The 26,575-nt window shown below is 58.2% G+C and carries 23 protein-coding genes, 1 pseudogene and 1 riboswitch; of the genes and pseudogenes, 15 read left to right on the forward strand and 9 right to left on the reverse strand.

Features of this window, described 5'->3' with window-relative positions:
* Positions 1–250 precede the first annotated feature (250 nt).
* On the reverse strand, positions 251–1,393 hold the full coding sequence (locus IT895_RS16735; protein WP_199284115.1) for a GlxA family transcriptional regulator: 1,143 nt from the start codon (positions 1,391–1,393) through the stop codon (positions 251–253).
* Between the two features lie 293 nt (positions 1,394–1,686).
* Positions 1,687–1,989: an antibiotic biosynthesis monooxygenase family protein gene (locus IT895_RS16740; protein ID WP_199284116.1), complete on the reverse strand. Its 303-nt coding sequence runs from the start codon at positions 1,987–1,989 to the stop codon at positions 1,687–1,689.
* A 123-nt stretch (positions 1,990–2,112) separates the two neighbouring features.
* Here IT895_RS16740 and IT895_RS16745 point away from each other — a divergent pair, with 123 nt between their 5' ends.
* Positions 2,113–3,693: a cryptochrome/deoxyribodipyrimidine photo-lyase family protein gene (locus IT895_RS16745; protein ID WP_199284117.1), complete on the forward strand. Its 1,581-nt coding sequence runs from the start codon at positions 2,113–2,115 to the stop codon at positions 3,691–3,693.
* A 34-nt stretch (positions 3,694–3,727) separates the two neighbouring features.
* Here IT895_RS16745 and IT895_RS16750 read toward each other — a convergent pair whose 3' ends face one another.
* Positions 3,728–5,179, reverse strand: a complete 1,452-nt coding sequence (locus IT895_RS16750) for an NAD-dependent succinate-semialdehyde dehydrogenase (protein WP_085919726.1) — start codon at positions 5,177–5,179, stop codon at positions 3,728–3,730.
* 57 nt (positions 5,180–5,236) lie between these two features.
* A complete protein-coding gene (locus IT895_RS16755) occupies positions 5,237–6,652 on the reverse strand; it encodes an APC family permease (RefSeq protein ID WP_199284118.1) in 1,416 nt (471 codons plus the stop codon).
* Between the two features lie 238 nt (positions 6,653–6,890).
* Here IT895_RS16755 and IT895_RS16760 point away from each other — a divergent pair, with 238 nt between their 5' ends.
* The 7 genes from IT895_RS16760 to IT895_RS16790 all read left to right on the forward strand — a co-directional run bounded on the left by IT895_RS16760 (position 6,891) and on the right by IT895_RS16790 (position 14,395).
* Entirely contained in the window at positions 6,891–8,309 is a 1,419-nt protein-coding gene (locus tag IT895_RS16760) for an aminotransferase-like domain-containing protein (RefSeq protein ID WP_199284119.1), read from the forward strand.
* A 93-nt stretch (positions 8,310–8,402) separates the two neighbouring features.
* Positions 8,403–9,083, forward strand: coding sequence for a transglycosylase SLT domain-containing protein (locus tag IT895_RS16765; RefSeq protein WP_199284120.1), 681 nt, complete (start codon positions 8,403–8,405; stop codon positions 9,081–9,083).
* Positions 9,084–9,140: 57 nt separating this feature from the next.
* A complete protein-coding gene (locus IT895_RS16770) occupies positions 9,141–10,334 on the forward strand; it encodes a M24 family metallopeptidase (protein WP_199284121.1) in 1,194 nt (397 codons plus the stop codon).
* 117 nt (positions 10,335–10,451) lie between these two features.
* Positions 10,452–10,823 carry a hypothetical protein gene (locus IT895_RS16775; RefSeq protein WP_085919721.1) on the forward strand — a complete coding sequence of 124 codons (372 nt, stop codon included), beginning with the start codon at positions 10,452–10,454 and terminating at the stop codon, positions 10,821–10,823.
* A 174-nt stretch (positions 10,824–10,997) separates the two neighbouring features.
* Positions 10,998–12,392 carry a YfcC family protein gene (locus tag IT895_RS16780; protein WP_085919720.1) on the forward strand — a complete coding sequence of 465 codons (1,395 nt, stop codon included), beginning with the start codon at positions 10,998–11,000 and terminating at the stop codon, positions 12,390–12,392.
* Between the two features lie 11 nt (positions 12,393–12,403).
* Entirely contained in the window at positions 12,404–13,105 is a 702-nt protein-coding gene (locus IT895_RS16785) for a DUF1028 domain-containing protein (protein WP_199284122.1), read from the forward strand.
* A gap of 21 nt (positions 13,106–13,126) precedes the next feature.
* Positions 13,127–14,395: a M20 family metallo-hydrolase gene (locus IT895_RS16790; RefSeq protein ID WP_199284123.1), complete on the forward strand. Its 1,269-nt coding sequence runs from the start codon at positions 13,127–13,129 to the stop codon at positions 14,393–14,395.
* Here the strand turns inward: IT895_RS16790 and IT895_RS16795 are convergent.
* Positions 14,392–15,147: a FadR/GntR family transcriptional regulator gene (locus IT895_RS16795; protein WP_085919717.1), complete on the reverse strand. Its 756-nt coding sequence runs from the start codon at positions 15,145–15,147 to the stop codon at positions 14,392–14,394. The genes IT895_RS16790 and IT895_RS16795 overlap by 4 nt on opposite strands.
* Before the next feature lie 185 nt (positions 15,148–15,332).
* Between IT895_RS16795 and IT895_RS16800 the strand changes: the two genes are divergently transcribed.
* The 3 genes from IT895_RS16800 (at position 15,333) to IT895_RS16810 (ending at position 17,663) form a co-directional block, all read left to right on the forward strand.
* Entirely contained in the window at positions 15,333–16,451 is a 1,119-nt protein-coding gene (locus IT895_RS16800) for an alkene reductase (protein WP_199284124.1), read from the forward strand.
* 123 nt (positions 16,452–16,574) lie between these two features.
* On the forward strand, positions 16,575–17,036 hold the full coding sequence (locus IT895_RS16805; RefSeq protein ID WP_199284125.1) for a TspO/MBR family protein: 462 nt from the start codon (positions 16,575–16,577) through the stop codon (positions 17,034–17,036).
* Between the two features lie 33 nt (positions 17,037–17,069).
* Positions 17,070–17,663 (forward strand): cell division protein ZipA C-terminal FtsZ-binding domain-containing protein, encoded by a 594-nt coding sequence (locus tag IT895_RS16810; protein WP_085919714.1) that lies wholly within the window; start codon positions 17,070–17,072, stop codon positions 17,661–17,663.
* A gap of 11 nt (positions 17,664–17,674) precedes the next feature.
* Here the strand turns inward: IT895_RS16810 and IT895_RS16815 are convergent, their stop codons facing one another.
* The 3 genes from IT895_RS16815 to IT895_RS16825 form a co-directional block, all read right to left on the reverse strand.
* Positions 17,675–19,264 (reverse strand): ABC-F family ATPase, encoded by a 1,590-nt coding sequence (locus tag IT895_RS16815; protein ID WP_085919713.1) that lies wholly within the window; start codon positions 19,262–19,264, stop codon positions 17,675–17,677.
* A gap of 80 nt (positions 19,265–19,344) precedes the next feature.
* The gene (locus IT895_RS16820; protein ID WP_199284126.1) at positions 19,345–20,211 is read right to left on the reverse strand and encodes a sirohydrochlorin chelatase; all 867 of its coding nucleotides are present in this window, start codon (positions 20,209–20,211) and stop codon (positions 19,345–19,347) included.
* A gap of 34 nt (positions 20,212–20,245) precedes the next feature.
* Entirely contained in the window at positions 20,246–21,163 is a 918-nt protein-coding gene (locus IT895_RS16825) for a histone deacetylase family protein (protein ID WP_085919707.1), read from the reverse strand.
* Positions 21,164–21,201: 38 nt separating this feature from the next.
* Here IT895_RS16825 and IT895_RS16830 point away from each other — a divergent pair.
* A pseudogene (locus IT895_RS16830) lies at positions 21,202–21,769 on the forward strand (gamma-glutamylcyclotransferase).
* A 23-nt stretch (positions 21,770–21,792) separates the two neighbouring features.
* Here the strand turns inward: IT895_RS16830 and IT895_RS16835 are convergent.
* Positions 21,793–22,086 carry a hypothetical protein gene (locus tag IT895_RS16835; RefSeq protein WP_085919705.1) on the reverse strand — a complete coding sequence of 98 codons (294 nt, stop codon included), beginning with the start codon at positions 22,084–22,086 and terminating at the stop codon, positions 21,793–21,795.
* A gap of 183 nt (positions 22,087–22,269) precedes the next feature.
* Between IT895_RS16835 and IT895_RS16840 the strand changes: the two genes are divergently transcribed.
* From IT895_RS16840 to IT895_RS16850, 3 genes are all read left to right on the forward strand, one after another.
* Positions 22,270–23,940, forward strand: coding sequence for an isovaleryl-CoA dehydrogenase (locus IT895_RS16840; RefSeq protein ID WP_199284127.1), 1,671 nt, complete (start codon positions 22,270–22,272; stop codon positions 23,938–23,940).
* A gap of 98 nt (positions 23,941–24,038) precedes the next feature.
* A riboswitch (glycine riboswitch) is annotated at positions 24,039–24,140 on the forward strand.
* Positions 24,141–24,306: 166 nt separating this feature from the next.
* Positions 24,307–25,569 (forward strand): D-amino acid dehydrogenase, encoded by a 1,263-nt coding sequence (locus IT895_RS16845; protein ID WP_199284128.1) that lies wholly within the window; start codon positions 24,307–24,309, stop codon positions 25,567–25,569.
* 74 nt (positions 25,570–25,643) lie between these two features.
* The gene (locus tag IT895_RS16850; protein ID WP_085919702.1) at positions 25,644–26,570 is read left to right on the forward strand and encodes a LysR family transcriptional regulator; all 927 of its coding nucleotides are present in this window, start codon (positions 25,644–25,646) and stop codon (positions 26,568–26,570) included.
* The last annotated feature ends 5 nt before the right edge of the window (positions 26,571–26,575 follow it).

The following is a 26,575-nucleotide window of genomic DNA, read 5'->3' on the forward strand; positions in this document are numbered from 1 at the left end:
TTGATGAATGTAGCGAGCATAGCGCTGACGTCGGGGTGGGCTGCTCTTGGAAACGACAGCGGAAATTCCAAAAGCGTCATGGTGTCGCAAACACACCCCTACATTGGCGCCCCTTCAAGACATTTATCGCAACGTCATGCCGGGCAAGGTCACGCGGGGCAGAATCATGCTGGAAGTAAACATAGCGGCCATAAAAAAACGTGCTGCCCGACACCGGGCAGCACGTTTTAATGGGGTGACGCAGTGGCTATCAGCTCACCAGCAGTACGCTGGCAAAAGTCGGTTCTCCCTGTGCGTTGGCAAGCGCCTGCTGAGCGCACGAGGAAGGCTCTAGCGCATTCGATTCGCCCCCCCACTGTCTGATTAACGGTGGCGACTTGCTCCCATCACTTTTGCGCTCAAACCCGCCCAGGCGTTCGTTTCTCGGCGGCACACCGAAATATTCGCGGTAGCACTTGGAAAAATAGGGGGTCGAAACGAAACCGCACACAGAGGCAATCTCGATGATCGACAACGGGGTTTGCTTGAGTAATTGCCGGGCACGCACCAACCGTAGTTTCAGGTAATACTTGGACGGCGAGCACAGCAGGTAGCGTTGGAACAACCGCTCTAGCTGGCGGCGCGATACATTGACGTACCTTGCCAGCTCATCGAGCTCGATCGGTTCTTCAAGGTTGGACTCCATCAGCGCCACAATCTCAAGCAGCTTGGGCTGGGTCGTGCCCAACACGTGTTTCAGAGGAACACGCTGCTGATCCTGTTCGTTACGCACGCGCTCGCAGATAAACATTTCGGAGATACCCGCCGACAGCTCGCGCCCATGGTCATGACCAATCAGATTAAGCATCATATCGAGTGGCGCGGTGCCCCCCGAAGACGTAAAACGATCACGGTCAATCGTGAATAGGTTGGCGTTCAGAATAACGTTGGGAAACGCCTCCTGCATCGACGCCAAACACTCCCAGTGGATACTGGTTTCATAGTGGTCAAGCAGCCCCGCCTGGCCAAGCGCCCAGCTGCCTGTGCACACCGAACCTAGACGCCTCAATTGGCGCGACTGGGACTGAAGCCAGCGCACGTGCTCGCGGGTGACACTGCGATGAGGACCTACGCCGCCGCAAACGACCACCCACTCGAGCGATAACGGGGAATGCATGGAAGCATCAGGCGTTACCTGCAAACCATCGCTGGCACGCACGGGCAAGCCGTCCTGGGTCAGGGTATACCAGCGGTACAGCTCGCGCCCGGCCAGTTGATTGGCCATCCGCAACGGCTCTATGGCAGAGGCCAGGGAAATCAATGTGAAGTTATCCAACAGTAGAAAGCCCAGCGTTTGCGGTTCGCCCGAACGATTTGGTGTTGCTGTCTGGTCATTTGCTTGATGAGAGTCCATCTTTCCTACCTCGGTCACCTTTCAGTTATCAAGTTTTCTTATTGGTATAGGCGTCGCTGGCGTTGTTCGGCTTCCCGTTGCTGAGTCACATTGTCACTCACGCATGGGTACTGCTCTATTAGTCGTATATTGGCACGAATCGTTTAAAACACGACAAATTTTATCTCGAAAATCTGGCGGCGAGTCGCAAATAAAACGCTCGATGTCGTTTTCAAACCGCTACCTGTGATGGCTCGACCGAAGGGTGGATAAGCATGGCCAAACGGCCATGCGATAACTGATTAACGAGCGCCTTAGAGCACCACCTCATAACCTTCAAATTTGGGCGGACCTAGATAAATACCCTCGGGCGACTTGGCATTGGCGTGAGCCTTGCGAAAGGCGTCTGAGCGAGTCCAGTCGCGGAAAGCCTCTTCCGATTCCCAAACGCTGTGGGAAATAAACACGGTGTAGTCTTCCTGGCTTTCGCCCTGCAACATATGGAACTGCTTGAAGCCCGGCACGTCTTCCAGATGTGAATCACGGTTGCGCCACACCTCTAAAAAGTCCTCTTCACGACCGGGGGCAATGTGAAAACGGTTCATGGCGATATACATGATGACTCTCCTTTTGAACGGGTCCTGTTGAGTTGATTACGCAAACGGTGACTTGATGGTAACGTCGTGGCTTAGCGGCGAATAGCCTTAGTGGCGAATAGCCCTCAACCGCCAAGGTAAGGTATGGCTAAGGCACCTGTTCAGGTTGTTTGGTTCAAACGCGATTTACGTATCCATGATCACACGCCGCTCGCCACCGCCGCCGTGGCAGGTCCCGTGCTGCCTGTCTTCGCCATCGAACCCGAGCAGTGGCAAACGCCGGACAGCGCACTGCGCCACTGGCAATTTGCCGCTGATTCACTTGTCGACCTTTCTACCGCACTGGCGACACTGGGCCTGCCGCTGTGCCTTTACCAAGGCAGTATTGTTGAACTGCTTGCTGGGTTAAAAGCGCACTATGGAGACCTTGTTCTTCACTCCCACCAAGAAACCGGCAATGACTGGAGCTTTGAACGCGATAAAAGGGTCCATCTCTGGTGTCGTCAACACGGTATTGCCTGGCAGGAATCCCGCCAACACGGCGTCATTCGAGGGCTTACCCGCCGTACCGGACAGCAAACCCGCTGGGAAGCACATTGGGAAACATTAATGACAGCGCCCACGGAACCTGCTCCGCGCAATGCCCGTGTGGCTCAAGGCTGGGAGCAGTTTCACCACCTCGACACCTCGCAGCTTCGCGGACTGACGCTGGGTTTCGATACCACGCCCTGCCCAGAGCGTCAGCCAGGCGGCCGCAACGAAGGACGTGCGCTATGGCGCAGTTTTGTCACTCAACGCGGGCGGCGCTATCGCGGTTCCCTATCCAAGCCGCTTCTAGCCTGGGAGTTTGGCTCACGGCTTTCGCCCCACTTGGCCTGGGGCACGCTCTCCATGCGTGAAGTGGTCCAGTCGCTGCGCCGCCAGCGGGAAAAACATGCAGAAGATTCACAGTGGTCACGCTCCCTGCGCGCTTTTACCTCGCGGCTTTACTGGCACTGCCACTTTATTCAAAAGCTGGAAAGTGAGCCGAGCATGGAGCACCAGACGCTGCACCCCGCGCTGAGTGGCCTGCGCGAACGCGACCCCGACCACCCCAACCTGACTGCCTGGAAAAGCGGCCAAACCGGCGTGCCGCTGGTGGATGCCTGCATGCGCAGCCTGACCGCCACCGGCTGGCTCAACTTTCGCATGCGCGCCATGCTTATCTCCCACGCCACGTTTGGCCTTGGATTACACTGGCACGAGCCCGCCCTGCACCTGGCACGGCTGTTTACCGACTTCGAGCCCGGTATCCACTACCCCCAGGTGCAGATGCAGGCTGGTGCCACGGGCACCAATGCGCTGCGGGTCTACAACCCCATCAAGCAAGCAGAAGATAATGACCCCAGCGGCGCGTTTGTTGCCCGATGGGTGCCCGAATTAACGGCACTGCCGTTAGAGTGGCGCGCCAAGCCCTGGGCACTGCCCGAAAGTCTGCGTCGGCGGTTCGGTTTTCAGCCCGGCGAACACTACCCGCTGCCCCACGACTTTGAAGCCGAGGCGCGCCACTGGAAGAAGATGCTGTATGACCTCAGGCGCACGCCCGAGGCAAGAGAAGACAGCCAGGCCATTGTGGATAAGCTTGCCAGCCAGAGACGACCATTTGCTAAACGCGCTAAAAAAGCAAAACCCGCCAATCGCCAGCAACTCTCGCTGTTTGACGATGGCGGGCTCGATAACGCTTAGCCACTGGTTAGCAATGTCTTAAAACAATGCTGCCTTATAAGCCGCCCACGCAGACGTACTTGAGCTCGGTGAACTCATCCAGCCCATGGTGGGAGCCTTCGCGGCCAAGGCCAGACTCTTTCACACCGCCGAACGGCGCCAGCTCGGTTGAGATAAGTCCCTCATTGACGCCGACCATGCCGTACTCCAACTGCTCCATGGTATGCCAGATGCGGCGATAATCCGTGGCGTAAAAGTATGCGGATAAACCAAAGGGCGTGTCGTTGGCCATCTGGATAGCTTCTTCATCGCGCTGGAAACGGAACACCGGCGCCACCGGGCCAAAGGTCTCTTCATCGGCCACGGCCATTTGGGTGGTCACGTCCGCCAGTACCGTGGGGGTAAAGAAACGCTCGCCGGCGGCGTGAGGCTTGCCGCCGCACAAGAGGCGCGCGCCATGGCTCAAGGCGTCGTCTACATGGCGCTGAACTTTGTCGACTGCCGCCTGGTTGATCAGCGGGCCGATGACGCTGCCCTCGGTCAGGCCATCGCCGACTTTCAGGGCATTGACACGCTCGGTGAGCTTGCTGACGAACGCCTCATAAATACCGTCCTGCACCAGGAAGCGATTGGTGCACACACAGGTCTGCCCGGTGTTACGGAATTTAGACGCTATCGCGCCATCCACGGCGGCATCGATATCGGCGTCGTCAAAGACGATAAAGGGTGCGTTGCCGCCCAGTTCCATGGCGGTTTTCTTCACTGTGCTGGCACACTGGGCAAGCAGGTGTTTGCCCACCGGGGTAGACCCGGTAAACGAGACTTTGCGCACCCGTGGATCAGTGGTCAGTACCTCACCCACCGCTGCCGGTTTCGATGCCGTCACCACATTGATGGTGCCCGTCGGCAAGCCCGCTTCCAGCGCCAGGTACGCTGCCGCCAGGGCGGTGAGAGGTGTGGCTTCAGCGGGCTTGATAACCACGGTGCAGCCCGCGGCCAGGGCCGGGGCGCACTTGCGGGTAATCATCGCCAGCGGGAAGTTCCAAGGAGTGATGGCAGCGACCACACCGACCGGCTCGCGCAGTACCAGAAGGCGCTTGTCCGCGCCGTGGCTGGGCAGGGTTTCCCCGGCCATACGCTTGGCTTCTTCGGCGAAGAACTCGATAAAGGAGGCGCCATAGATGACTTCCCCCTTGGCTTCCGCCAGCGGCTTGCCCTGCTCGAGAGTCATCAGACGTGCCAGATCATCGGCGTGCTCATGGATCAGCTCAAACCAGCGGCGCAGCAGTGCCGAGCGCTGTTTCGCTGGTGTCGCGCGCCAGGCAGGCCCGGCATCGTAGGCGGCCGCTACGGCATCACGGGTATCGTCGGCGCCTAAATCGGCCACTTGGGCGATTGTCTCGCCGGTGGCGGGGTTATCCACCAAGAAGGTCTGCTGGCCCTTACGCCATTCGCCGCCCACCAAGGCAGGTACGCCATCATGCAACCACTGTTCGATAAAACTCATATATTGCTCCTGAAAAGCCCTGGTCTTGAAAATATATCTCGACGACTTGGCAAAGGTTTATAGATCCGCTTGCATATGGCGATCGCTATAGTCACGCCCATAGGTACGCAGCGCGTGGATATAAAAGCCGATGCCGAGCAATACCCAAACGGCAAGGATCGTCCATTCCGCGACGCCCAGCGCCGCCGGGCTACCCGGTAGATAGAGACACGCCATACCGAAGGACAGGATGATCGCCAGCGTGCCGCACAGCTTGCCGTTGCTTACCTTGAAAGGACGGGGCATATCCGGCTCGCGTACGCGCAAGACCATGAAGGACACCGCCACAAACAGGTACGCCAGCACAATCCCCAGCCCACCCGCATTGACGATCCACACAAGCGCAGGGCGGCCGAAAAGAGGCGCCAGGCAGGAAAGAAAGCCCATCAGGAAGATAGCGTTGGTGGGCGTTCTATAGCGGGGGTGCAGCTTGGCGAACGTGGCAGGCAACATGCCCGCATTGGCAAGCGCATAAATGGCCCGCGAGCCACCAATGTAGAAAGCATTCCAACTGGTAATGATACCCGCAATACCGGCTATCACCATCAGGTTACCGGCCCACGAAGCATTAAATAGACGTTCCATGGCATCGGGTACGCTGAGCGAACTGGCGGCGATCGCGTCACTATCCAGGGCCAGGCTGGTGGCCAGAATAATCAGCGAATACCACACCACGGCCAGAATCACCGATACCATCAGCACCTTGCCGATTGCCTTGTACGGCAAATTGATCTCTTCGGCAGCCTGCGGAATGACATCAAAGCCGACAAACAGAAACGGCACCATCACGATGACCGCAATAACCCCGGCCATGACGCTGCCTTCAGACTGCGAAAACAGCGGCATCATGTTGGCGGTATTGCCCTCAAACAGCGAGCCGGTGACGAACATTACGCCGACCAACAGAATGACACCAGTGACAATTTTCTGCAGCAGTGCCGCGGTACTCACGCCGAAGTAGTTGATGATCATCATGGCAATCGAGCCGCCCACGCCCACCGCAACCCAGGTGGCTTTGACTTCCCACCCGGCGATGGTCCAGAGGTGCCCCACTGCGTAATTTGGCGCCAAGTGCTCGACGACCGTCGGCAAGGCCACCGCCTCGAACGCCACCACGCTCAAATAGCCCAATATGATAGCCCAGGTACAGAAGAAAGAGGGCCAATGACCTAGCGCCCGGTAGCTATAGACATGCTCGCCGCCGACTTTGGGCATGGCCGAGGCCAGCTCCGCATAGGTCAGGCCGACGAGTACAATCGCTAACCCGCCGACAATAAAAGCTAGAATGGCACCGACGCTGCCGGCTGACTGAATAGCGGTACCGGTGAGGACAATCCAGCCCCAACCGATCATGGCACCAAATGCCAGGGCTAATACGTCACCGCGGGCCAGCACCCGGACGAGCTTGGCTTGTTCTGAAGAAGACGTTGTCATAGCACAGAGTCCTGCAAGTTATTGGAGGTTATCATCGGCGCTCTGAGGCGCAGTATCCGAATCCTGTCGAAAACAGTATAGCCGCACGCTAGCAGGCGGCAGACAGAACACGAATGGACCACTTCGGCTTTCGACTAGACCACTACTCTGATGCACAGAATAGGTGCAAACTATATCGGCGACGTTCGTCGCAAGGCTCGGTAATAGCCGCCGTAACGCACAACAGGAGACCTTCGACATGGACCACAAGGAGGCTTTGCACCACTTTGCACATCTGTATGCCCACCAGCCCCAGCAGCTAAGCAAGCAGGTACGCATTGAATTGGCGCTGCGTCAGGCGATCACCCAACAATGGCCCACCGGGCTTCGTCTACCCTCTCACCGTGCCCTGGCAAGCACCGTGGGTGTGGCCCGCCAAACCCTGGCCCAGGCCATCAAGACACTACTCGATGAACAATTGCTGAAAACGGCCCATGGTCAGGGAACCTGGACCAACAAGCCCGTGGCAACGGCGACCCAAGTGCCAACCCGCCTCCACCTTTCCGAGCGTGCCCAGCGCGTGTTGAATGACGCCGGGGCCAGCATGATTCAAAACGGGTCCTTCGTCCCTGGCATCCCCGATATCGCCCAGTTCCCGATGCGCAAGTGGCGTCAACTTTATGCGAGTGTGACGGTGCCGCAGAACGCTCTCCTGCTGTCTTACTCCACTGGCGGCTATGGCCCGCTAAAGCGAGCGATTCGAGACTTTCTGGCACGCTGGCGCAACGTTCACTGCGATACCGAACAAATCATTATCACTGACGGTACCCATAATGGCATTGAGCTATGCGCCATGGCGCTTGCAGACGTAGGGGATACCGTTGCCATTGAATCCCCCTGTTACTGGGGAGCGCGCAATGTGTTCAGCGCCGCGGGGCTTACGATTGAAATGCTGCCGTGGCGGCCTGGCGAGGGCCATCGGCTGCCCAGCACGCTAAATGCTAGCACCCTGGTCTATCTGACCGGTTCTCATCATTACCCGCTCAGCGTACCCACTAACGCTGAGCATAAACGCCACCTCTGCGATGCCTTATCGCCCACCTACGTGATTGAAGACGACTACGAGTTTAACCGCAACGATCACGCCAACCTGCTCTTCGACCCGCGTTCCGAGCACCACTTGCTGGTCGGTTCGTTTTCCAAGATGATGTTTCCTGGGCTGCGCCTGGGCTACCTGGTGGTACCCCGGCATCTGGCCGGGCCGATGAACCGCCTGCGCAGTGAACTTTTTCGCGAAGGCCGTATGCTGGATCAAGCCGTGCTGGCGCAGTTCATGTTTGACGGCGACCTGGATACCTGGTGCCACCGTATTCAACGCGACTACCTAGGCCGCCAGCAGGTGCTGCATGATCAGCTGCGCACCCTGCCACAGGTGCGCAGTGTTTCAATGCCAAGCAGCGCTATCAGTCTGTGCGTCGAGTTTGAGCCGGGCATCAATGATGTACAGATCGCCCAAGCATTATTAAAAGACCATTTGGTAGTGCGCCCCCTGAGCCCGGTATGCGCCAAGCACGACCCAAGGGTTGGCCTGGTGATGGGTGTGGGGATGCTCTCGGGAGAGACATTAGTGCGTGAAGCCCAACGATTGCGTCGCAGTTTAGAAGCTTTGTTGCGCTAAGGCTGAAAAACGCGCCTGGTGATTTACCCACAGACTTTCCAACACTTATCCACAACCCGTTATCGACAATAATTTATTCACAAGGACGCTTTCATGCTTCGCCCTGTTGATGGTTTTCGCATAAATACATCGGCGCTACCAACGCTCCGCCTCTGGGTAGCACTCGCCTTGGTGCTGTTGCTCTCGGGCTGCGCCACCTTCGCGCCCAACCCGCCTCAGGATCAAAGCAATATCTGCGAAATTTTCCGCGAGCAGCCAACCTGGTACGACTACGCTCAGGAATCTCAGGAGCGGTGGGGGACGCCCATTGCCACGCAGATGTCGTTTATCCAGCAGGAGTCGTCATTTCGCAGCCATGTCCGTCCGGACCGCAAATACTACCTGGGCTTTATCCCGGGCCCGCGACCCTCCTCCGCCAAGGGTTACGCCCAGGCACAAGATCCGGTTTGGGGCGAATACGAGGATCAGGCCGGTAGCCTGTTTGCTCGCCGCACACACATGAAGCACGCCACCGACTTTATCGGCTGGTACAACCAGCGCACCCGGGAACAAACCGGTATTTCACTGAGCAATCCCGAACATCTTTATCTGGCCTATCACGAAGGCGCGGGCGGCTACCAACGCGGCAGCTACCGGGGCAAACCCGCCGTACAGAGAGCGGCAAGGCAGGTGGCCACGCGGGCCAGCCGCTACCAGTCGCAACTCAACAGCTGCGAGGCGGAATTCCAGTGCCGCAAGTTTTATCAGGTGTGGCCTTTCTGCCGCACAGATTAGCGGGTGCATTCCGGTGGTTGGCTCCTATACTGACCCTACCTGATACCGGAGGTCGCCATGGATTATCATCACTACCGCGAAGCCCTTGCCGAGACACTCGCCCAGAGTGAACTGCCCTTTGCACACGTCGAATATCAGGCGCGTCTGGACAAGGTGCGCCATGCGATGGCGAGCCGCGGGGTCGATGCGTTACTACTTACCGACCCCGCCGATATCAATTACCTGACCGGCTACCACACCTTTGAAGTCTCGGTGCATGCGTGTCTGGTGTGCACGCCAGAGCGCCTGGTGCTTCAAGTCGCCTCGATTGAAACCGGCGCAGCGGTTGTCACCGCACGGGTGGACGAGATCATTGGCTATCGCTGGGAAAATGCGGATGAAATTCTCACGCCACTGGCCGACCTGCTTGCCAACTGCCAGCGCATCGGCATCGATGGCTGGAGCAGCGGGCTGCGCGTGGGCGTCATGCAAGCCCTCGCCGAGGCGGTGGGCAAGGAACGTTTCTGCGAAGCGGGCGACCTGCTGGATGCGATCCGGATTGTGAAAAGCCCCGCCGAGCTCGACATGCTGCGGGAAAGTGCCCGCATCACCGCCGCCGGCTTGGAGGCCGCCATGCAGGTTATTCGCCCCGGCATGACCGACAACGACATTGCTGCCGTAGGCGCCAAAGCGCTGCTGGAGAACGGCAGCGAGTTTATGAGCCTGCAGCCGATTGTGACCAGTGGACACCGTATCGGCGTGATTCACGTCAATCACAAACGGCGCATTATTCAGCCCGATGAACCCGTCTTTCTGGAGTTCGGTGCCGCCTATCAGCGCTATACCGCCCCCATGATGCGCACGGCGGTCACCGGCACACCCAGTTCCGCGCTTTCCGCCACCCGTGACCTGTGCCGTTCGATGTTTGAGGCCTTGTGCGCCGCTATGCGCCCTGGCAACACCTTTGACGATGCCGCCCAGGCTGCCGATGCGCTGCTGGCACCCCAGCGCGACCAGCTGTTTTTCTCCGGCGTGTTTGGTTATGCCGTGGGCGCGCAGTTTCCGCCAAGCTGGGTGGAAGGCACGGGCTATATCGCCCAGGGGCAAAGGCGTCAGTTTGAGGCCAACATGGTCTTTCACCTGCCGCTTTGCCTGCGAGTGCCGGGGCAATGGGGCGTCGGGCTGAGCGATACGGTGGTCGTCACCGAGCAGGGCGCCAAGCCACTGACCACTAACGACTGGCAGCTTTACCAGGCGGCGAATTCAGCCTGAAAGCGGCCCCTTATAGCCGCTGCATTGACAGGCTGATTGACTAGCGCTATCGTCATCCTTAAATGAGAACTACTATTTTTCGCATTTAACCATTGGCGACAGTGTTAGGTTATTACCATGAACAGCGAGCAGCGGCAGCTTCGCCACACCATCATGTTCCTGCGCACCTCGTTTGAAGCCGTCCAGCACTCCATTGCCGGACGCCTGGACGACCCGCTCCCCTGCTGGCTGGATACCGGCATGCTCTCGATGCTATCCCGCGAGCTTACCCATTGCTGCCAACAGGCCAAACCGCTATTTGCCCCTGCCGTTACCGAACAACTATATATCGCCTCGCAGCAGTGCGAGCTGCTGCTAAGACAGTGCCCTGGGGTTCTCAGCAGCGCCGTCTGCCACCGCCAGCTAACCGCTATCATGCTGCCACTCTCCAGCGCGCTACAGCAGATTGATACGCCCGCCAAACGCCGCTGGCCCTGGCAGCGGGGATAAACATTACACATCATCATTCATCTATAGGCACTGCCTCCTGACCATCAGTGGACAGGTAGCCGTTGTGCTTGCGTATTGTCGTTTTCTTGACCGCTTAATTTATCATGATAAATTGAATATAAGGTGCCACCTACGAGCACCACGCTGCGACACACAATACGCAAGGGGTCTCTCATGACAGAACACAACACGGCGGCGGCAGCCCGTCCGCAAAAAAAGTGGTACCAAACGGTTCCGGACCCGATGGTGCTGATCTTCATGATACTGGTCGCGACCTATCTGCTGACCTTCATCATCCCGCCCGGTGAGTTTGAGCGAACGACCCAGGACGGACGTACCGTCGTCATCGCAGACTCGTTCAAGTACTTAAACGACGTGGCCGCCATGTCGCCCTTCAATATTTTTGTGGCGATACCAGAAGGCCTTATTTCCGCCTCGCAATACCTATTTATTGTCTTTATCGCTGGCGGTCTGTTTCACATCCTGCAGAAAACCGGTGCACTCGAAAACGCCATTGGCGTCGCGGTTCACCGCGTCGGGATCGAACGCCGTAACATGATCATTACCGTTGGCACCTTCATTTACGGTTTTTTTGGTGTTGCGGTGGGGTTTGAGAATAATATCGCCCTCGTCCCCATTGCTGTGCTCATTGCCAGCGCGATTGGGTGCTCGAGCCTGGTAGGTACCACAATGGCGGTGGGCGGCATCGGTATCGGTTTCGCGCTGTCGCCGATCAATCCCTACACCGTTGGCGTGGCGCAGGGTATTGCCGAGTTACCCACGTTTTCGGGCGCCTGGCTGCGCACCTTGATGGTGGTTTCATCACTCGCTCTACTGTCGCTGTATATCTGCAAGCGCGTCGTCAAGATGGACTTTGAAGAGCCGGACAACGCCGAAGCATTAAGCAAGCCCCTAAGCGAGTACCACCTGACCAAGCGCAACATCTTGACCATTGCCGTCTTTGTGGCCGGCCTGATTGGCATGTTGATCGGCGTCTTTACCCGCGGCTGGTATATCAACGAGATCGCCGCCACTTTCCTGTTACTGGCGATCATTATCGGGGCGCTCAACGGCCTTTCGGCCAATGGCATTGTCAAACAGATGATGGAAGGGGCAGCGGGTGTCACCGCTGGCGCGCTGGTGATCGGGGTCGCGGCTTCTATTCAGGTCATTCTGGAGCAGGCGGTGATTATCGATACCATCGTCAACTCGCTGAGCACCTTGATCGACAACATTCCCCCACTGTTTTCAGCGATAGGTGCCAGTGTGGTCCAAGGCGTTATCAATCTCTTCGTACCCTCGGGTTCAGGTCAAGCGTTGGTCACCATGCCGATTCTGATTCCTGTGGCCGACCTGGTGGGCATGAGCCGTCAGTTAATGATCACTGCCTTCCAGGTTGGCGACGGCTTGACCAACCTGATTGTGCCTACCTCAGGCGGTACCCTGGCAATGCTGGCTCTTGGCCGCGTTTCCTATGCGCAGTGGTTAAAAGCCATTCTGCCCTTTATGGTCGTTGTCTATTTACTATCCTGGGTAGGCTTGATCATTGGCCACTATGCCGGCTATTGATAAGTAATCTTATGACGCTGTCACTGGTTCACGTTCAACCTGACACAGGCACCGTGGCGACGCTCACTGCAACGGGTGGTGTAGCGGTGGGCGGCTATGTGCATCATTGCTGGCGCGGCCTTGGGGCGTGCGTCACCCAGGGGCGTTATACCAATCCCTGGTACCCCGCAACGATTCACGAGGCACTCCGTAACGGCGCTTCGGCGTCCCAGGCTTTGCATGCCGCCACCCGTCGCGACGCCCATCCTGAGCTGCGCCAGTGTTTAGTGATGGGCAGCGATGGGCGAGCCGATGTGCATACCGGCGCTGCTAACCTTCCCGGCATAGCGGCTAGCCTCTACCCCGGCATTGCCGCCATAGGGAATATGCTGCATAGCGCTGAGGTTGTAGAGGTATTGGCTCAGCGTTTCATCAAAGTGAGCACACTCAACAGCCAGGCTGTCCTTCAAAACGGAGCGGCCCCTCAGTTTCCCGCCGATCACGCGCAACAACTGCTCGGCCATTTACTCACCGCACTGGAGGCCGCACTCGATGAGGGCGGCGACGCGCGTGGTACACGCTCGGCCGCGCTACGTATCGAGTCCTTTTTTCACGCGCCCATAGACCTCAGGGTCGACTGGTCCGACGACGTCATTGCGTCACTAAGAGCACTTGAAGCGCGTTTCAGAGCGGACGACTTTCAAGCGTTTTGGCAACAGCTGCCGCTGCGCTAATGGCGTTTCGATGGAGTTTCTATGTCTCAACAACACTCACACGCTGCCTTCGCGGAAGGAAAGATAGGGCAGTATCTATTGAGCGGTCTGGATGAAGCCGCCCAGCATTCTCAACCCGGTGCCGGCGTCACGCGCCTGTTTTGCTCGCCCGAACATCGCCAGGTGCTACCGCTCATCGAGCAGTGGATGACCCGCGCAGGACTCACCCCCGAACGGGATGCAGCGGGCAACCTGGTCGGCCGCTGCTCTAAAGCCCTGTCCGGCGAGCCGACCTTGATCATGGGGTCTCATCAGGACTCAGTCGTTGAAGGGGGCAAGTATGATGGCATGCTGGGCATCGCGGTGCCTCTTGTCGCGCTAGAAGCACTTCGCCATGCAGGCGTCACGCTGCCTTATGGGGTGGAAGTCGTGGCCTTTGGTGATGAAGAAGGCGTGCGTTTTCCCACCACGCTCGTCGGCAGCCGTGCGCTCGCCGGCACCATTGACCCGCAGCAACTCGAGGCACGCGACAAACAGGGGATTTCTTTAAAGGAAGCGCTGCGCGGCTTCGGCGTAGACCCCGATGGCATTCCTGCCCTGGCCCGTGACCCTGCCAATACACTGGGCTTTGTGGAAGTGCATATCGAACAAGGCCCTCGACTGGAGCAACGCGATCATGCCGTCGGCGTTGTCACCTCGCTCACGGGCATCGAGAGGCACCGAGTGACGGTAAGCGGCAAGGCGGGACATGCGGGCACGACCCCCATGCCGGGTCGTCACGACGCCCTGGTGGGGGCATCCGACATGGTGCTGGCCGTGGACAGAGTTCTCCAAACAACGCAGGACCTGGTCGGCGTCATCGGGCAACTGGATGTTCACCCCAACGCAGTGAATGTGATCCCCGCTTCGGTCACCTTTACGGTCGAGCTTCGTTCCCCGCAGTCGGAAACCAGGCAACAGGGCCATGAGACGATTAAGGCCACCCTGCACGAAGTGGCTGAACGCCGGGGACTGACTCTTTCAATGGACAACACCTATAGCGCCGATGGCGCCCACTGCGCCGAATGGATCATGCGTGGCCTGGAGCAAGCCTGCGCGAGCGTGGAGCAGCCCACCGAGCGGATGTTCAGCGGCGCAGGGCATGATGGCCTGGCCATGCAGGATGTCACTGATATCGGCATGCTGTTCGTGCGCTGTAAAGATGGCTTGAGCCACCATCCCGACGAACGTATTTCAGCCGATGATGGAGAGGCGGCGGTGCGCGTCATGATGGCATTTCTGCAGCAACTGGATACCTCTCAATGCCGCTAGGCCAATAGTTCCGGCAGGAAAGCGCGCCTGACCTGGGCTTCCTGATGGTTCATGACCCGCTGGGCGTCCAGCATGTGCTCGCGCATTATGCGAAAGGCGCTGTCGGCGTCTCCCAGCTCAATCGCATCCAATATTTCGGCGTGATACCGACAGCCCGTCTGACCAAGGTCGTGGGTAACGGGCTCGTAAAGGCGATGATAAATCGTCAGGTCGGACAGTATTTGAATGGTAAAGCGAATGATAAAAGTGAGCAGCTGATTGCTGCCTGCCAGCTCGGCGAGCATCAAATGAAAATTCAGCGAGTCGAGGTGCTGCTGCCGTTCGGTTTCACTGTCTTCACATGGTGTGGCATAGCTGTGCAGGCTCTCGCGCAAGCGCGCCATATCTTCCTCGCTGACTTTGCCGGCTAACGAAGCGGCCAACTCAGGCTCCAGTGCCAGGCGGATCTGATAAATATCCTGAATAGAAATATCCTTGAAGAACAGATAATTGCTTAATAGAGACACCGCTTTTTCATCGCTCATTGCCTTCACGAAGGCACCACCCCCCGGGCCGGTACGCGTCTCTACCAACCCCTGAGCTTCCAATACCCGAGTACTTTCGCGCACCGTCCCTTTCGATACGTTAAGTGTTTCAATGAGTTCTGCCTCGCTGGGAAGCCGATCCCCTGGTTTCAGATGGCGATCCACGATCCAGCATTTGATCGTTTCGGCCACTTGATAGGGACGCCGTGGTGATGCTTTTTTTACCATGCTATCGATCACTGCCTGTCTATGAAGAGGGTTAGGGTAACAGAGCCAGCGCCCAATGAGAGCAAGACGTTTCGCCAGCGTTGGACGTCTGAAACGCGAAGGGAATATAGAGTTGGCATTAGCTAGTAAACTGGTCTATTCTGTTCGCCACTACTCAATTACAGAGTTCAAAAGGAGTTTGTTTAATGGCTTACGAATCGCTTCTCGCTGCAACGCAGCTTGGCAGCCTGTCGGTCCCCAATCGGGTGATCATGGCGCCACTGACACGTGCGCGCACCCCAGACAGCGTGCCGGGCAAGATTCAGGAGGCTTATTACGGCCAGCGCGCCGGGGCCGGGCTGATTATCAGCGAAGCGACCAATATCTCGCCTACGGCACGCGGCTATGTGTATACCCCCGGCATCTGGACCGACGAGCAGGAAGCCGGCTGGAAAAGCGTGGTCAACGCGGTACATGCTAAAGGTGGCCGGATGGCGCTACAGCTTTGGCACGTTGGGCGGGTTTCCCATGAAATGGTTCAACCCAATGGTCAGCAGCCGGTTGCGCCCAGTGCGCTGAAAGGCGAAGGCGCCCAGTGTTTCGTTGAATTTGAAGACGGTACTGCCGGTCAGCACCCCACCAGCACGCCCCGCGCGCTGGAAACCGACGAGATCCCCGGCATCGTGGACGACTATCGCCAGGCGGCCGAGCGCGCCAAGCGGGCCGGCTTTGACATGGTCGAAGTCCACGCGGCCAACGCCTACCTGCTCAACCAGTTCCTCGCCACCGGCACTAACCAGCGCACCGACCAGTACGGCGGCTCGCTGGAAAATCGGGCGCGCTTTCCGCTGGAAGTGGTCGACGCCGTGATCGACGTTTACGGTGCCGACCGGGTGGGCATTCGTATGACGCCGTTTATCGAGCTATTCGGCCTGACGGACGATGAGCCCGAAGCCATGGCGTTCTACATGGCCGATCAGCTTTCCAAGCGCGGCCTGGCTTACCTGCACCTGAACGAGCCCAACTGGGCCGGCGGCGACATTCAGTTCCCTGCTGGCTTCCGCGAGCAGATGCGTGAGCGCTTCAGCGGTAGCCTGATTTACTGCGGCAACTACGATGCCGCGCATGCAGAAGCGCGTATCGGTGACAACACTGCAGATGCCGTGGCCTTTGGCCGTCCTTACATTGCCAATCCGGATCTGCCCGAGCGCTTCCGTATGAACGCCCCGCTCACCGAGCCCAATCATGAAACCTTCTACGGCGGCGACGAAAAAGGCTATACCGACTACCCGTTCATGAATAATGGTTACGACCGCATGGAGTAAGTGTCGACCTTCAAAAAGTCGCTTAATAATGAAAAGCATCACTTCGGTGGTGCTTTTTTTGGGTCTGATGGTGGCAAAACGCTGCTAGGCTGTTGATTCTTACGTTTGAAACACAGGTGATGAATGCTCCATTCGCTATTCGTTTTACTGATATCGCTGGCTCTGGTGGGCATTGCCGCCAGCACCGGGGCACGGTTCAGGCCCGATAGCTGGTACCGCGAGCTCAACAAACCCGACTGGACACCGCCGAATATCGCATTTCCCATTGCCTGGGGCATTCTTTACCTTTTGATGGCGATTGCCGCGTGGCGCATCTATATGGCTGACGACTCGGCCTGGCGCACCGCTGGCTTGACCATTTATGCCCTCCAACTGGTGGCAAATGCCGCCTGGTCGTGGCTGTTTTTTGGCCGGAAGCAAATAGCCGCCGCACTTGGCGATATCGCACTACTACTGATGCTGATCATGCTCGCCATCATTGTTTTTGCTAAGGTAAGCGCATTAGCAGCGTGGTTAATGGTGCCCTACGCCCTTTGGGTAGCCTTGGCACTTGCCCTCAATGCGACTATCTGGCGACGCAATTAACCCGCGATTGGCGCGCAAAAAAGGATAAAAACTATGGAGACAACACCGTTAGTCACCTTATTGGCAATCGGCTCTATCGTATTAGCGTTAACGGCCCTGGCGCTGTTCATTTATGTGATGCGGCAGCGTCGTCAACCGCCGATGGACACCGCCACCATGGAGCGCGCCACGCATGCACCCTCCTCGTCGACACCGCCTGAGGAAGCATCCTCGTCGGCACCCGCAAAGCAGTCCGGCAAAGTGGCTCAGCATTCCCTGTTCGTGATTTTTTCGCACCCGGATGAAAATACCGACCAGCGCCTTGCCGATTGGCTGAGGGATAAAGATGCCACCTTCGACCCGATCAAGAAGGTCTTCCATATTGCCGGCGAGCAACCCTCGAACCCGATCACCATCGCCAATGCGTTTCCGCCCGGGGAAATGCCCGACCTGCTACGCAATGAAACGCACGAGCCGATCAAGGGCATCAGCCTGTTGGTGAAGCCACCGCTGCGCAAGCGTCGCAATCAGCAGATGCACGTCTATGTAGCGCTTGCCAAAGAAATGCAGACGCTGTTTACCGGCGATATGCTCGATGGCGACCGTGAACCCGCCACCGACACCACCTTCGAGCGCATTATTGGCTAACGCCTGGCGAATCAGGCCACGCCCTGGCTGCGCAGGTAGTCGTCGTAGCTGCCGCTGAAGTCGACGATGCCGTCCGGCTGCATATCGATAATACGCGTGGCCAGCGACGACACGAACTCGCGGTCGTGGCTGACAAAAAGCAGGGTCCCCGGGTAGTTTTCCAGCGCCAGGTTCAGCGCCTCGATGGACTCCATGTCCAGGTGGTTGGTGGGCTCGTCCATCAGCAGCACATTGGGCTGAGTGAGGATTAACTTACCGAACAGCATTCGCCCTTGCTCGCCGCCGGAAATCACCTTGACCGATTTATCGATGTCATCACTGGAAAACAGCATCCGCCCCAGCGCACCGCGCACCACCTGCTCACCGCCCTGTGTCCACTGACCCATCCATTCAAACAAGGTGGCATCAACAGCAAAATCGTCGGTATGGTCCTGAGCGAATACGCCAAGCTCGGCGGCTTCTGTCCACTTCACTTCGCCAGCATCCGGGTGCAGCTCGCCGCCCAGGGTTTTCAGCAGGGTCGTTTTTCCAATGCCGTTGGGCCCGATAATCGCGATCCGCTCACCGGCTTCGACGGTCATCGACAACCGCTCAAACAGCGCCTTCTCACCGTTATAGCCTTTGCTGATGTTGTCCACATTCACCGCGTTACGGTGGATCTTCTTATTCTGGTCAAAGCGGATAAACGGGCTCACCCGGCTCGACGGCTTGATATCTTCCAGCTTGATTTTATCGATCTGGCGCGCCCGCGAGGTGGCCTGCTTGGCTTTCGAGGCGTTGGCCGAGAAGCGGCTGACAAACTGTTGCAGCTCGGCAATCTGGGCCTTTTTCTTGGCGTTGTCCGAGTGCTGACGCTCGCGTGCGGCGGTAGCGGCGGTCATGTAGTCGTCGTAGTTACCGGGGAACAGGGTAATCTCGCCGTAATCCAGGTCCGCCATATGGGTGCACACGCTATTCAGGAAGTGGCGGTCGTGGGAAATGATCACCATGGTGCTGTTGCGCGCCTTGAGCATGTCCTCCAGCCAACGGATGGTATTGATATCCAGATGGTTGGTGGGCTCGTCGAGGAGCAGGACATCCGGATCCGAAAACAGTGCCTGAGCCAGCAGCACGCGCAGTTTCCAACCGGGTGACACCTCACTCATCGGGCCGGTGTGCTGTTCGATGGGAATGCCCAGTCCAAGGAGCAGCTCGCCTGCACGGGCTTCGGCAGTGTAGCCATCCAGTTCGGCAAAGCGCACTTCCAGATCCGCCACCGCCATGCCGTCCTCTTCGCTCATTTCCGCCAGGGAATAGATCCGCTCGCGCTCGGCGGTGACCGACCAAAGCTCGTCGTTGCCCATGATCACGGTATCGATGACACGCTCGTTTTCAAACGCAAACTGGTCCTGGCGCAGCTTACCCAGCCGCGTGCTGCTATCCAGCATCACCTGGCCGGATGTCGGCTCAAGCTCGCCACCCAGAATCTTCATGAACGTGGATTTGCCGCAGCCATTGGCGCCAATCAGGCCGTAGCGATTGCCGTTGTTGAACTTGACGGAGACGTTTTCAAACAGGGGCTTGGCCCCGAACTGCATGGTGATATTAGCGGTTGCGATCAAGATCTGGGCCCTGAGTATGTAGAGTGCGCATCGAAAGGCCCGCGATTCTACGCGCTCTTGAGCCCTGTTACACCCATCGCCTAATGAGCCGCGTTGTTGGGAGCTGGCAACGCCAGCAGAAAACGTTGGCCATCAAGCGCTTGGCGCAGGTGTGTGTGCAGGATATCGACAATGCCTGGATGCTCACCTACCAGCTTGGTGGGGACGACATTCAGCCCTGGGTGGCGCTGTTCAGCGGCCGCGCAAATCTCGGCAATATCGCCGCCTTCGCCTGCGTGGCGACCGGGTGACAGAAACAGCATCGCCAAGATCACCGGTCCGGCGTGAAATTCGGACCTATCCAGCAGATTTTCCAGCAGCGGCTCGTTGAAGCGGTACTCATCGCCCTCGCGGCGCTCCATGGAGGCGGCGACGACGCTGGCAGCGTCATCGCCCAGCAGCACACTCAGCTGGCCTGCCAGGCGATTGCGCACAGCGGTAACGTCGGGGATCGGGCTACCATGATCCACCAGCGCGACCCTCGGCGTTTGGCCTGTTGCGTATTGCTCACGAACATTGTCGGCCAGCAGCTCGGCAAGGCGCAGGTCATTATCGCCCAGTTCATCGACCAGCGGCTGAGCCACGCGCACGTTAACGTGGGGGAAGCGTTCCTGCAGGGTGGCCATTCGCTCCGGCAGGTAGCCGGTCAGTGCCTTACTGGGGCCGAAAAAGAACGGCAGCACGATAATGTCGTCAGCGCCTTGTTCAGCCGCCCGCTCGGCAGCAGGACCCAGCGTTATCGCAGGAATGCCATCAACCTTTTCCACTGGGATCTTGTTGGAGTGCAGCAGCGAAGCCGCCTGCACGGTTTCGCCCATGAGCTCGCTAAGGGACGCCGCCACACGCCGCAAGTTATGGGTTGCCTGGGGCCGCAGGGAGCCGTTATCCACCAGAAAAATCGCGCGCATGCCTGTCTCCTTTTTCATCCCTATTTCTTCATTGCTATTCGCCGATACGTTCAAGCACATCTGCCGCTGCTCGATGAAGCTGGGCGTGGCGCTTTGCCAACGTGACGATATCACGATCATAGCCGCCGCCAATCACCGCCGCGACGGGGATGTCAGCTTCTCGACAGCACGTCAGTACATAGGCATCTCGTTGATAAAGCCCTTCGTCACTCAGCGCCAGATAGCCCAGGCGGTCATCACGATGAACATCCACGCCGGCGTCATAAAGCACCACATCCGGCTGATAAGCCGCCAACAGGCCTGGCAATCGCGATGCCAGCACCGCCAGATAAGCATTGTCTTCCATCCCATTGGCAAGGGCGACATCTAGATCGCTTTTCGCCTTGCGAGCGGGAAAGTTGCGACCGGCATGCATTGAAAACGTAAAGACGCCAGGTACGCCTGCGAAGAGGCGTGCCGTGCCATCGCCCTGGTGAACATCGCAATCGACGATCAACACCCGCTCGACCCAGCCTTTTGTCAGGGCATGAGCCGCCGCAACAGCAAGGTCATTAATCAAGCAATAACCGCTCGCTGCATCAGCATGGGCATGATGGGTGCCACCGGCTGAGTTGCAGGCAAGTCCTGTTGCCAAAGCGACTTCCAGCGACAGCAGCGTGCCGCCGGTTTCCAGCCTTACCCGTTCGACCAGCGCGTCAGACCAAACAAAGCCACTACGGCGCTGTGCGGCACGATCAAGCGTACCGCTCAAAAAAGCGTCCAGGTACGCCTGAGTATGCACGCGCGCCAACGCACCGACACTGGCAGGCCGGGGGGTTAGCCACTCAACTGGCGTCGCCAGCGCCTGCTCTCCAAGCTGTTGGCGAAGGACGCGAAACTTCTCCATTGGAAAGGGGTGGTTAACTGGTAAATCAATCGTATAACCGGGATGATGGACGATCGTTAACGCCATTGTACGATGCCACTTAGGTAATCGGGGGTAGATGCTTTATGTTGCTTGATACCACTGCCTTAAACCAGCAAAGAAACTTTTTCGATGAGCATGCCGACCTGTGGCTGTTTGGACGGCTCATTGATCTGGAAAGCTGATTTTGACTACCTGGAGCGCCAGCCCGCCTTCATTACCGGCTGGGCACGACGCTTCTGGCAAGCCTCCCACGACCACCGCGGTACTCCAGACGCACCTGGGCGTGTTGCCACGTTGATCCGTGCGCCAGGCGCAGTGTGCCACGGCATGGCCTACCGCATTACGCCTGAAGTACTCGGCCCTCTGGATGTGCGCGAGAAAAATGGCTACCTGCGGGAAAAAGTACCCTTAACCTTTACTGACGAGAATGGCGGCGAGTATGGCCAGAGCGAGGGGCTGATTTATCTGGCAAGCGAGGACAACCCGGCATTTCTCGGCGAGGCGCCGCTTGCCGATATGGCACGTCAAATCAACCAGGCCCATGGCCCCAGCGGCCCCAATCGCGAGTACCTTTTAAACCTCGCCCACGCCCTGCGCGAGCTAGGAGCGGATGATGCGCATATTTTCGCGCTGGAGAAGCAACTGGGGTAGCCCTCAGGTACCCAGCTACATATTCACATCATCAGCCATGACAGGATAAACAGCCCCAGCAGGGTTTGGATGATACCGCCGATGATCGAACCGCGGAAAAAGGCCCGCAATCCTCCCCATAGAATCAACACGCCGATGATCAGCACCACGATGCTGAAAAACGAGTCGCTGATGCCCAGCGAGCGTGTCAGGCCATCGATAAACTCATCAAACGCGCCGAAGAGATTGGTAAAGATACCCATTAGAAACTCGACGACGCCACGAATCACTTCACCGATTGTTTCGCCAACATCATCAAAAAATCCGTTTGCTTGCATGACTCATATCCATGTTTAAAGGGGCGACTGCCTATTGTCAGTGAAGTCGTGCGCTAGCGCAAAGCGAGGTGTCAAAACGGGGGTGTTTGCATAATGGGCGCTTAGCGCTAAAGTTGACCCAACAGCCGTTTAAAAAATAGCCGCTTCATTATTGGCCCTCTAACACAATAAGAGGTGGTCACTATGCCGTCACACTTTCCCCTCGCTGATCGGCTACAAGCGAGCACCCATCAGGTGGAAAACCAGCCGCCGTCGCTGGAAAACTACAATAGCTACACCACTGACCGCGCGCTTCAGGAAGGCGTCAAGCGCGAAGGCGACACTGACGACACGGCTCTCAAAACGTTTGGCCAGTGGGCAGGCTCCTCTGAAGCCATCGCCTTAGGGTTTGACGCCAACCGCCACTCGCCACAATTGGTGACCCATGACCGGCAAGGCCACCGGGTCGATTTGATCGAGTTTCACCCCGCCTATCACCAGCTTATGCAAACAGCGGTGGAGCACGGCCTGCACGCCAGCCCCTGGCGCAACCCGGGTCCGGGGGCCCATGTTGCCCGCGCCGCCAACTACTTCCTGCACACCCAGGTGGAAGCAGCTCACGGCTGCCCGATCACCATGACGTTCGCTGCCCTGCCAGCCTTACGCCATCAGCCCAGCCTGCTTGAGAGCTGGGGCGATAAAATCACCGCGCCCCACTACGACCCGCGCAACGTGCCCTATTTCGAAAAACAGGCCGTCACCCTGGGTATGGCAATGACCGAGAAGCAGGGTGGCTCGGACGTGCGCCTTAATACCACCCGCGCCTACCCGATTGATCAAGGCGGTCCGGGCGAGGCCTATGAACTGGTCGGCCATAAATGGTTTGTCTCGGCGCCGATGTGCGACGCTTTTCTGGTGCTCGCCCAGGCACCCGGCGGTTTGAGCTGTTTTCTGCTGCCGCGCTGGCGGCCCGACGGTACTAAAAACCCACTTCATATCCAGCAGTTAAAGCGCAAGATGGGCAACGTGGCGAACGCTTCCAGCGAGGTCGAACTGCGCGGCGCCTTTGCCTGGATGGTGGGCGAGGAAGGACGCGGCGTGCGCACCATCATCGAGATGGTCGCCATGACCCGCTACGACTGCATGATTGGCTCCGCGGCCGGCATGCGCCAGGCGACTGCCCAGGCAATTCATCACACCATCCATCGTCATGCCTTCGGGGCGCGCTTGAGCGAACAGCCGCTGATGCAAAACGTGCTCGCCGACCTGGCCATCGAGAGTGAAGCCGCGACCACCCTGATGCTGCGCATGGCGAGCGCCATGGATCAGCAGAACAACGAGCACGAGCGCCTGCTTTCGCGGATTGCCACGCCGGTCGGCAAGTACTGGATCTGCAAGCGCACGCCCCACCACGCCTATGAAGCGATGGAGGTGATTGGCGGTAGCGGCGTCATGGAAACCCACATAACGGCACGCCTGTTCCGCGAATCCCCAGTTAACGCCATCTGGGAAGGCAGCGGTAATGTTCAATGCCTGGATATCCTGCGCGCGATTGAAAAGCAGCCCGAGGTGCTCGACGCCTATTTTGCAGAGCTCGCCAAGGCAAAAGGCGCTGATACGCATCTGGACCGCTTTATTCACCAGTTACAGCAGCAAATGCAGGATACCCAAGCGCTTCAGTACCGCGCACGCCAGTTGGCGGACGGTATGGCCCTGGCGTTACAGGGCGCCCTGCTGGTGCAGCACGCACCGGCTTGTGTGGCCGATGCGTTCTGCGCCGGACGGCTGGCGGAGCACAACGGCCTCAGTACCGGCACGCTGCCGGCCGGGCTTGATTGCACGGCAATCATTGCGCGCGCCCAGCCAGCAGAATAATTCTGTTGAAACAGGCCCGTGGAATCAGCGTTCACGACTTTGGTCGACTTCCATTGCGTAGCTGATAACGTTAAAAACCATCACGATTAAACAATAATCAGGTAATAGCGGGAGAGCTTGGCGGATCTCACAAGGATGACGCCAGCGCCGAAGGAGCAACAACCCCGGAAACTCTCAGGCAACCGGACCGCTATTGCTCACACTTTCCGAAGAGCGGCTGATGACTGCGTCACTCAGCCCACCGAAGGAGCAAGCGCGCCCCACAGGGCACGCGAATCTCTCAGGTTCCATGACGGAAGGGGTACGCCCAGCAGCCATTACGCCGTTAGGTGGGATTCCCGACGCTCATGAAAACCGGAGAGACTTATGCAACGCATTGCCGTTATCGGTGGTGGTATCACCGGCATTACCAGCGCCTACGCCCTGGCCAAACGTGGCTATGAGGTCACCGTCTTTGAAAAGCATCGCTATGCCGCGATGGAAACCTCGTTTGCCAACGGGGGCCAGCTGTCAGCCTCTAACGCCGAAGTGTGGAACCACTGGCCGACGGTCATCAAGGGCCTGCGCTGGATGCTCAGAAACGACGCGCCACTACTGGTCAATCCCCGCCCGAGTTGGCACAAGCTCAGCTGGTTTGGCGAATTTATTGCCGCGATTCCCAAGTACGCCGCCAATACCACCGAGACCGCACGGCTGGCCATTGCCGCCCGCGAGCACCTGTTTCAGTGGGCAAAAGACGAGCAGATCGATTTCGACTTAAAGCAGAAAGGCATTCTGCATATCTATCGCGACAAAGCGGGCTATGACCACGCCGCCAAGGTATCGCAACTGCTCAGCAAAGGTGGTCTGGAGCGCCAGCCGGTGACGCCCGAGGAAATGCGTGCCATCGAACCCACCCTGGCGGGTAACTACTACGGCGGCTTCTTTACCGAAAGCGACGCCACCGGCGATATTCACAAGTTTACCCACGGCCTGGCGCAAGCCGCCGAACGTCGCGGTGTAACCCTCAAATACGGCCATAGCGTGCAGGATATCGGCGCGGACGAACAGCACGCCTGGATCACCGCCTCTCTTGAAGGCGAGGCTGACGGCGAACCGGTGCGCGAAACCTTTGATAGCGTGGTGGTATGCGCCGGGGTGGGCAGCCGCGCCTTGGCCGCCAAGCTGGGCGACCGGGTCAATATCTATCCGGTCAAAGGCTACTCGATTACCGTGCAGCTCGATGATGCCGCCTCCCAGCAGGCTGCGCCAACGGTCAGCCTGCTGGATGATGAAACCAAACTGGTCACCAGCCGCCTCGGGGATGAACGTTTTCGGATTGCCGGTACCGCCGAGTTCAACGGCTTCAACCGCGATATTCGCGACAACCGCATCCGCCCGCTTATCCGCTGGGTGGAAGAGTGCTTCCCTGGTGTCAGCACCCGCCGCGTGGTGCCTTGGGCGGGCCTGCGCCCGATGCTCCCCAACATGCTGCCCAAGGTCGGCCCCGGCAAACTGCCCACCGTGTTCTACAATACTGGTCACGGCCACCTGGGCTGGACGCTCTCTGCCATTACCGCCGATATGCTGGCGGATGCGGTGGCGGCGAAAAACGCACAGGGCGAGCGATCGACCCAACCACTCGCCTAGCCTGACCTGTACCAATTGCACTTGCCAAGCGGTCATCCGTTAATATGAATGACATCTTATGGTCAGGTGTCTTTATGCTTAATCAACGTGCATTAACTTACCTCAATGAAGTTATTCGCCGCGGCTCGCTGAGGCGCGCCGCGGCCCACCTAAATGTCGATGCCTCCGCCGTTAGCCGCCAATTAAAAGCACTCGAAGAAGAATTGGATACCCAGCTATGCGAACGACACGGACGCGGCATGCGCGCAACCGCAGCCGGTCAGTTGCTGGTGCATCATTTTCATGCCCAACGGGCCTCAGAAGAGACCGTGCTCTCCCAGCTCATGGCACTTCAGGGCCTGGCGAAAGGCGAAGTGCGTATTGCCGTTGGGGAAGGGTTTATCGCCGATCTGATCACCGCGCCGCTAGGAACGTTTATGTCGGCGTTTGCGGGTATTAATGTCGAAGTCCGCATGGCGGGCGTCAATGAAGCGATGTCGCTACTCAAAGACCGTGAAGTGGATATCGCACTACTTTATGCACCGCCGGTGGACCCGCAGCTTTACTGCCATGTGGAAACCCGCCAGCCACTCGATGTCATTGTGCCACCCAATCACCCACTCATTGAGTTGGACCGGCCTGTGACGCTGCATGACTTAAAAGATTGGCCGCTGGCGTTAATGGACAATCCTTTCGGTATGCGGCAAATGGTCAATATGGTGGCCCACCAGGAGCGTATTCATCTCGAAGCACGCCTGCACACCAACTCTGTCTCCGTGTTGAAGAATTTCGTTCGCTCAGGCATTGGCGTTACGTTTATGCCGGAAATCACTGTCATCGATGAAATAGAACGCGGCGAAATTTGCACGCTACCCATGCGCTACCCGGTGATGAACGGTACCCGTGCGCAGATCGTTAGCTTGAAGGGGCAGGAACTCCCTGTGGCTTCCACGGCCTGTATCGATCATTTACACAAAGGCATGCGCTTTTTCTCGGCCGATGCGCCGCGACTGTTGCAATAAAGTCC

It is taken from the genome of Halomonas sp. A40-4, assembly GCF_015767635.1.
GTDB classification, from domain to species: domain Bacteria; phylum Pseudomonadota; class Gammaproteobacteria; order Pseudomonadales; family Halomonadaceae; genus Vreelandella; species Vreelandella janggokensis.

Coding starts and splice junctions, on each gene's coding strand:
- IT895_RS16735 (WP_199284115.1), bottom strand. CDS start 1,393: ATGGACTCTCATCAAGCAAATGACCAGACAGCAACACCAAATCGTTCG.
- IT895_RS16740 (WP_199284116.1), bottom strand. CDS start 1,989: ATGTATATCGCCATGAACCGTTTTCACATTGCCCCCGGTCGTGAAGAG.
- IT895_RS16745 (WP_199284117.1), top strand. CDS start 2,113: ATGGCTAAGGCACCTGTTCAGGTTGTTTGGTTCAAACGCGATTTACGT.
- IT895_RS16750 (WP_085919726.1), bottom strand. CDS start 5,179: ATGAGTTTTATCGAACAGTGGTTGCATGATGGCGTACCTGCCTTGGTG.
- IT895_RS16755 (WP_199284118.1), bottom strand. CDS start 6,652: ATGACAACGTCTTCTTCAGAACAAGCCAAGCTCGTCCGGGTGCTGGCC.
- IT895_RS16760 (WP_199284119.1), top strand. CDS start 6,891: ATGGACCACAAGGAGGCTTTGCACCACTTTGCACATCTGTATGCCCAC.
- IT895_RS16765 (WP_199284120.1), top strand. CDS start 8,403: ATGCTTCGCCCTGTTGATGGTTTTCGCATAAATACATCGGCGCTACCA.
- IT895_RS16770 (WP_199284121.1), top strand. CDS start 9,141: ATGGATTATCATCACTACCGCGAAGCCCTTGCCGAGACACTCGCCCAG.
- IT895_RS16775 (WP_085919721.1), top strand. CDS start 10,452: ATGAACAGCGAGCAGCGGCAGCTTCGCCACACCATCATGTTCCTGCGC.
- IT895_RS16780 (WP_085919720.1), top strand. CDS start 10,998: ATGACAGAACACAACACGGCGGCGGCAGCCCGTCCGCAAAAAAAGTGG.
- IT895_RS16785 (WP_199284122.1), top strand. CDS start 12,404: ATGACGCTGTCACTGGTTCACGTTCAACCTGACACAGGCACCGTGGCG.
- IT895_RS16790 (WP_199284123.1), top strand. CDS start 13,127: ATGTCTCAACAACACTCACACGCTGCCTTCGCGGAAGGAAAGATAGGG.
- IT895_RS16795 (WP_085919717.1), bottom strand. CDS start 15,147: ATGGTAAAAAAAGCATCACCACGGCGTCCCTATCAAGTGGCCGAAACG.
- IT895_RS16800 (WP_199284124.1), top strand. CDS start 15,333: ATGGCTTACGAATCGCTTCTCGCTGCAACGCAGCTTGGCAGCCTGTCG.
- IT895_RS16805 (WP_199284125.1), top strand. CDS start 16,575: ATGCTCCATTCGCTATTCGTTTTACTGATATCGCTGGCTCTGGTGGGC.
- IT895_RS16810 (WP_085919714.1), top strand. CDS start 17,070: ATGGAGACAACACCGTTAGTCACCTTATTGGCAATCGGCTCTATCGTA.
- IT895_RS16820 (WP_199284126.1), bottom strand. CDS start 20,211: ATGCGCGCGATTTTTCTGGTGGATAACGGCTCCCTGCGGCCCCAGGCA.
- IT895_RS16825 (WP_085919707.1), bottom strand. CDS start 21,163: ATGGCGTTAACGATCGTCCATCATCCCGGTTATACGATTGATTTACCA.
- IT895_RS16835 (WP_085919705.1), bottom strand. CDS start 22,086: ATGCAAGCAAACGGATTTTTTGATGATGTTGGCGAAACAATCGGTGAA.
- IT895_RS16840 (WP_199284127.1), top strand. CDS start 22,270: ATGCCGTCACACTTTCCCCTCGCTGATCGGCTACAAGCGAGCACCCAT.
- IT895_RS16845 (WP_199284128.1), top strand. CDS start 24,307: ATGCAACGCATTGCCGTTATCGGTGGTGGTATCACCGGCATTACCAGC.
- IT895_RS16850 (WP_085919702.1), top strand. CDS start 25,644: ATGCTTAATCAACGTGCATTAACTTACCTCAATGAAGTTATTCGCCGC.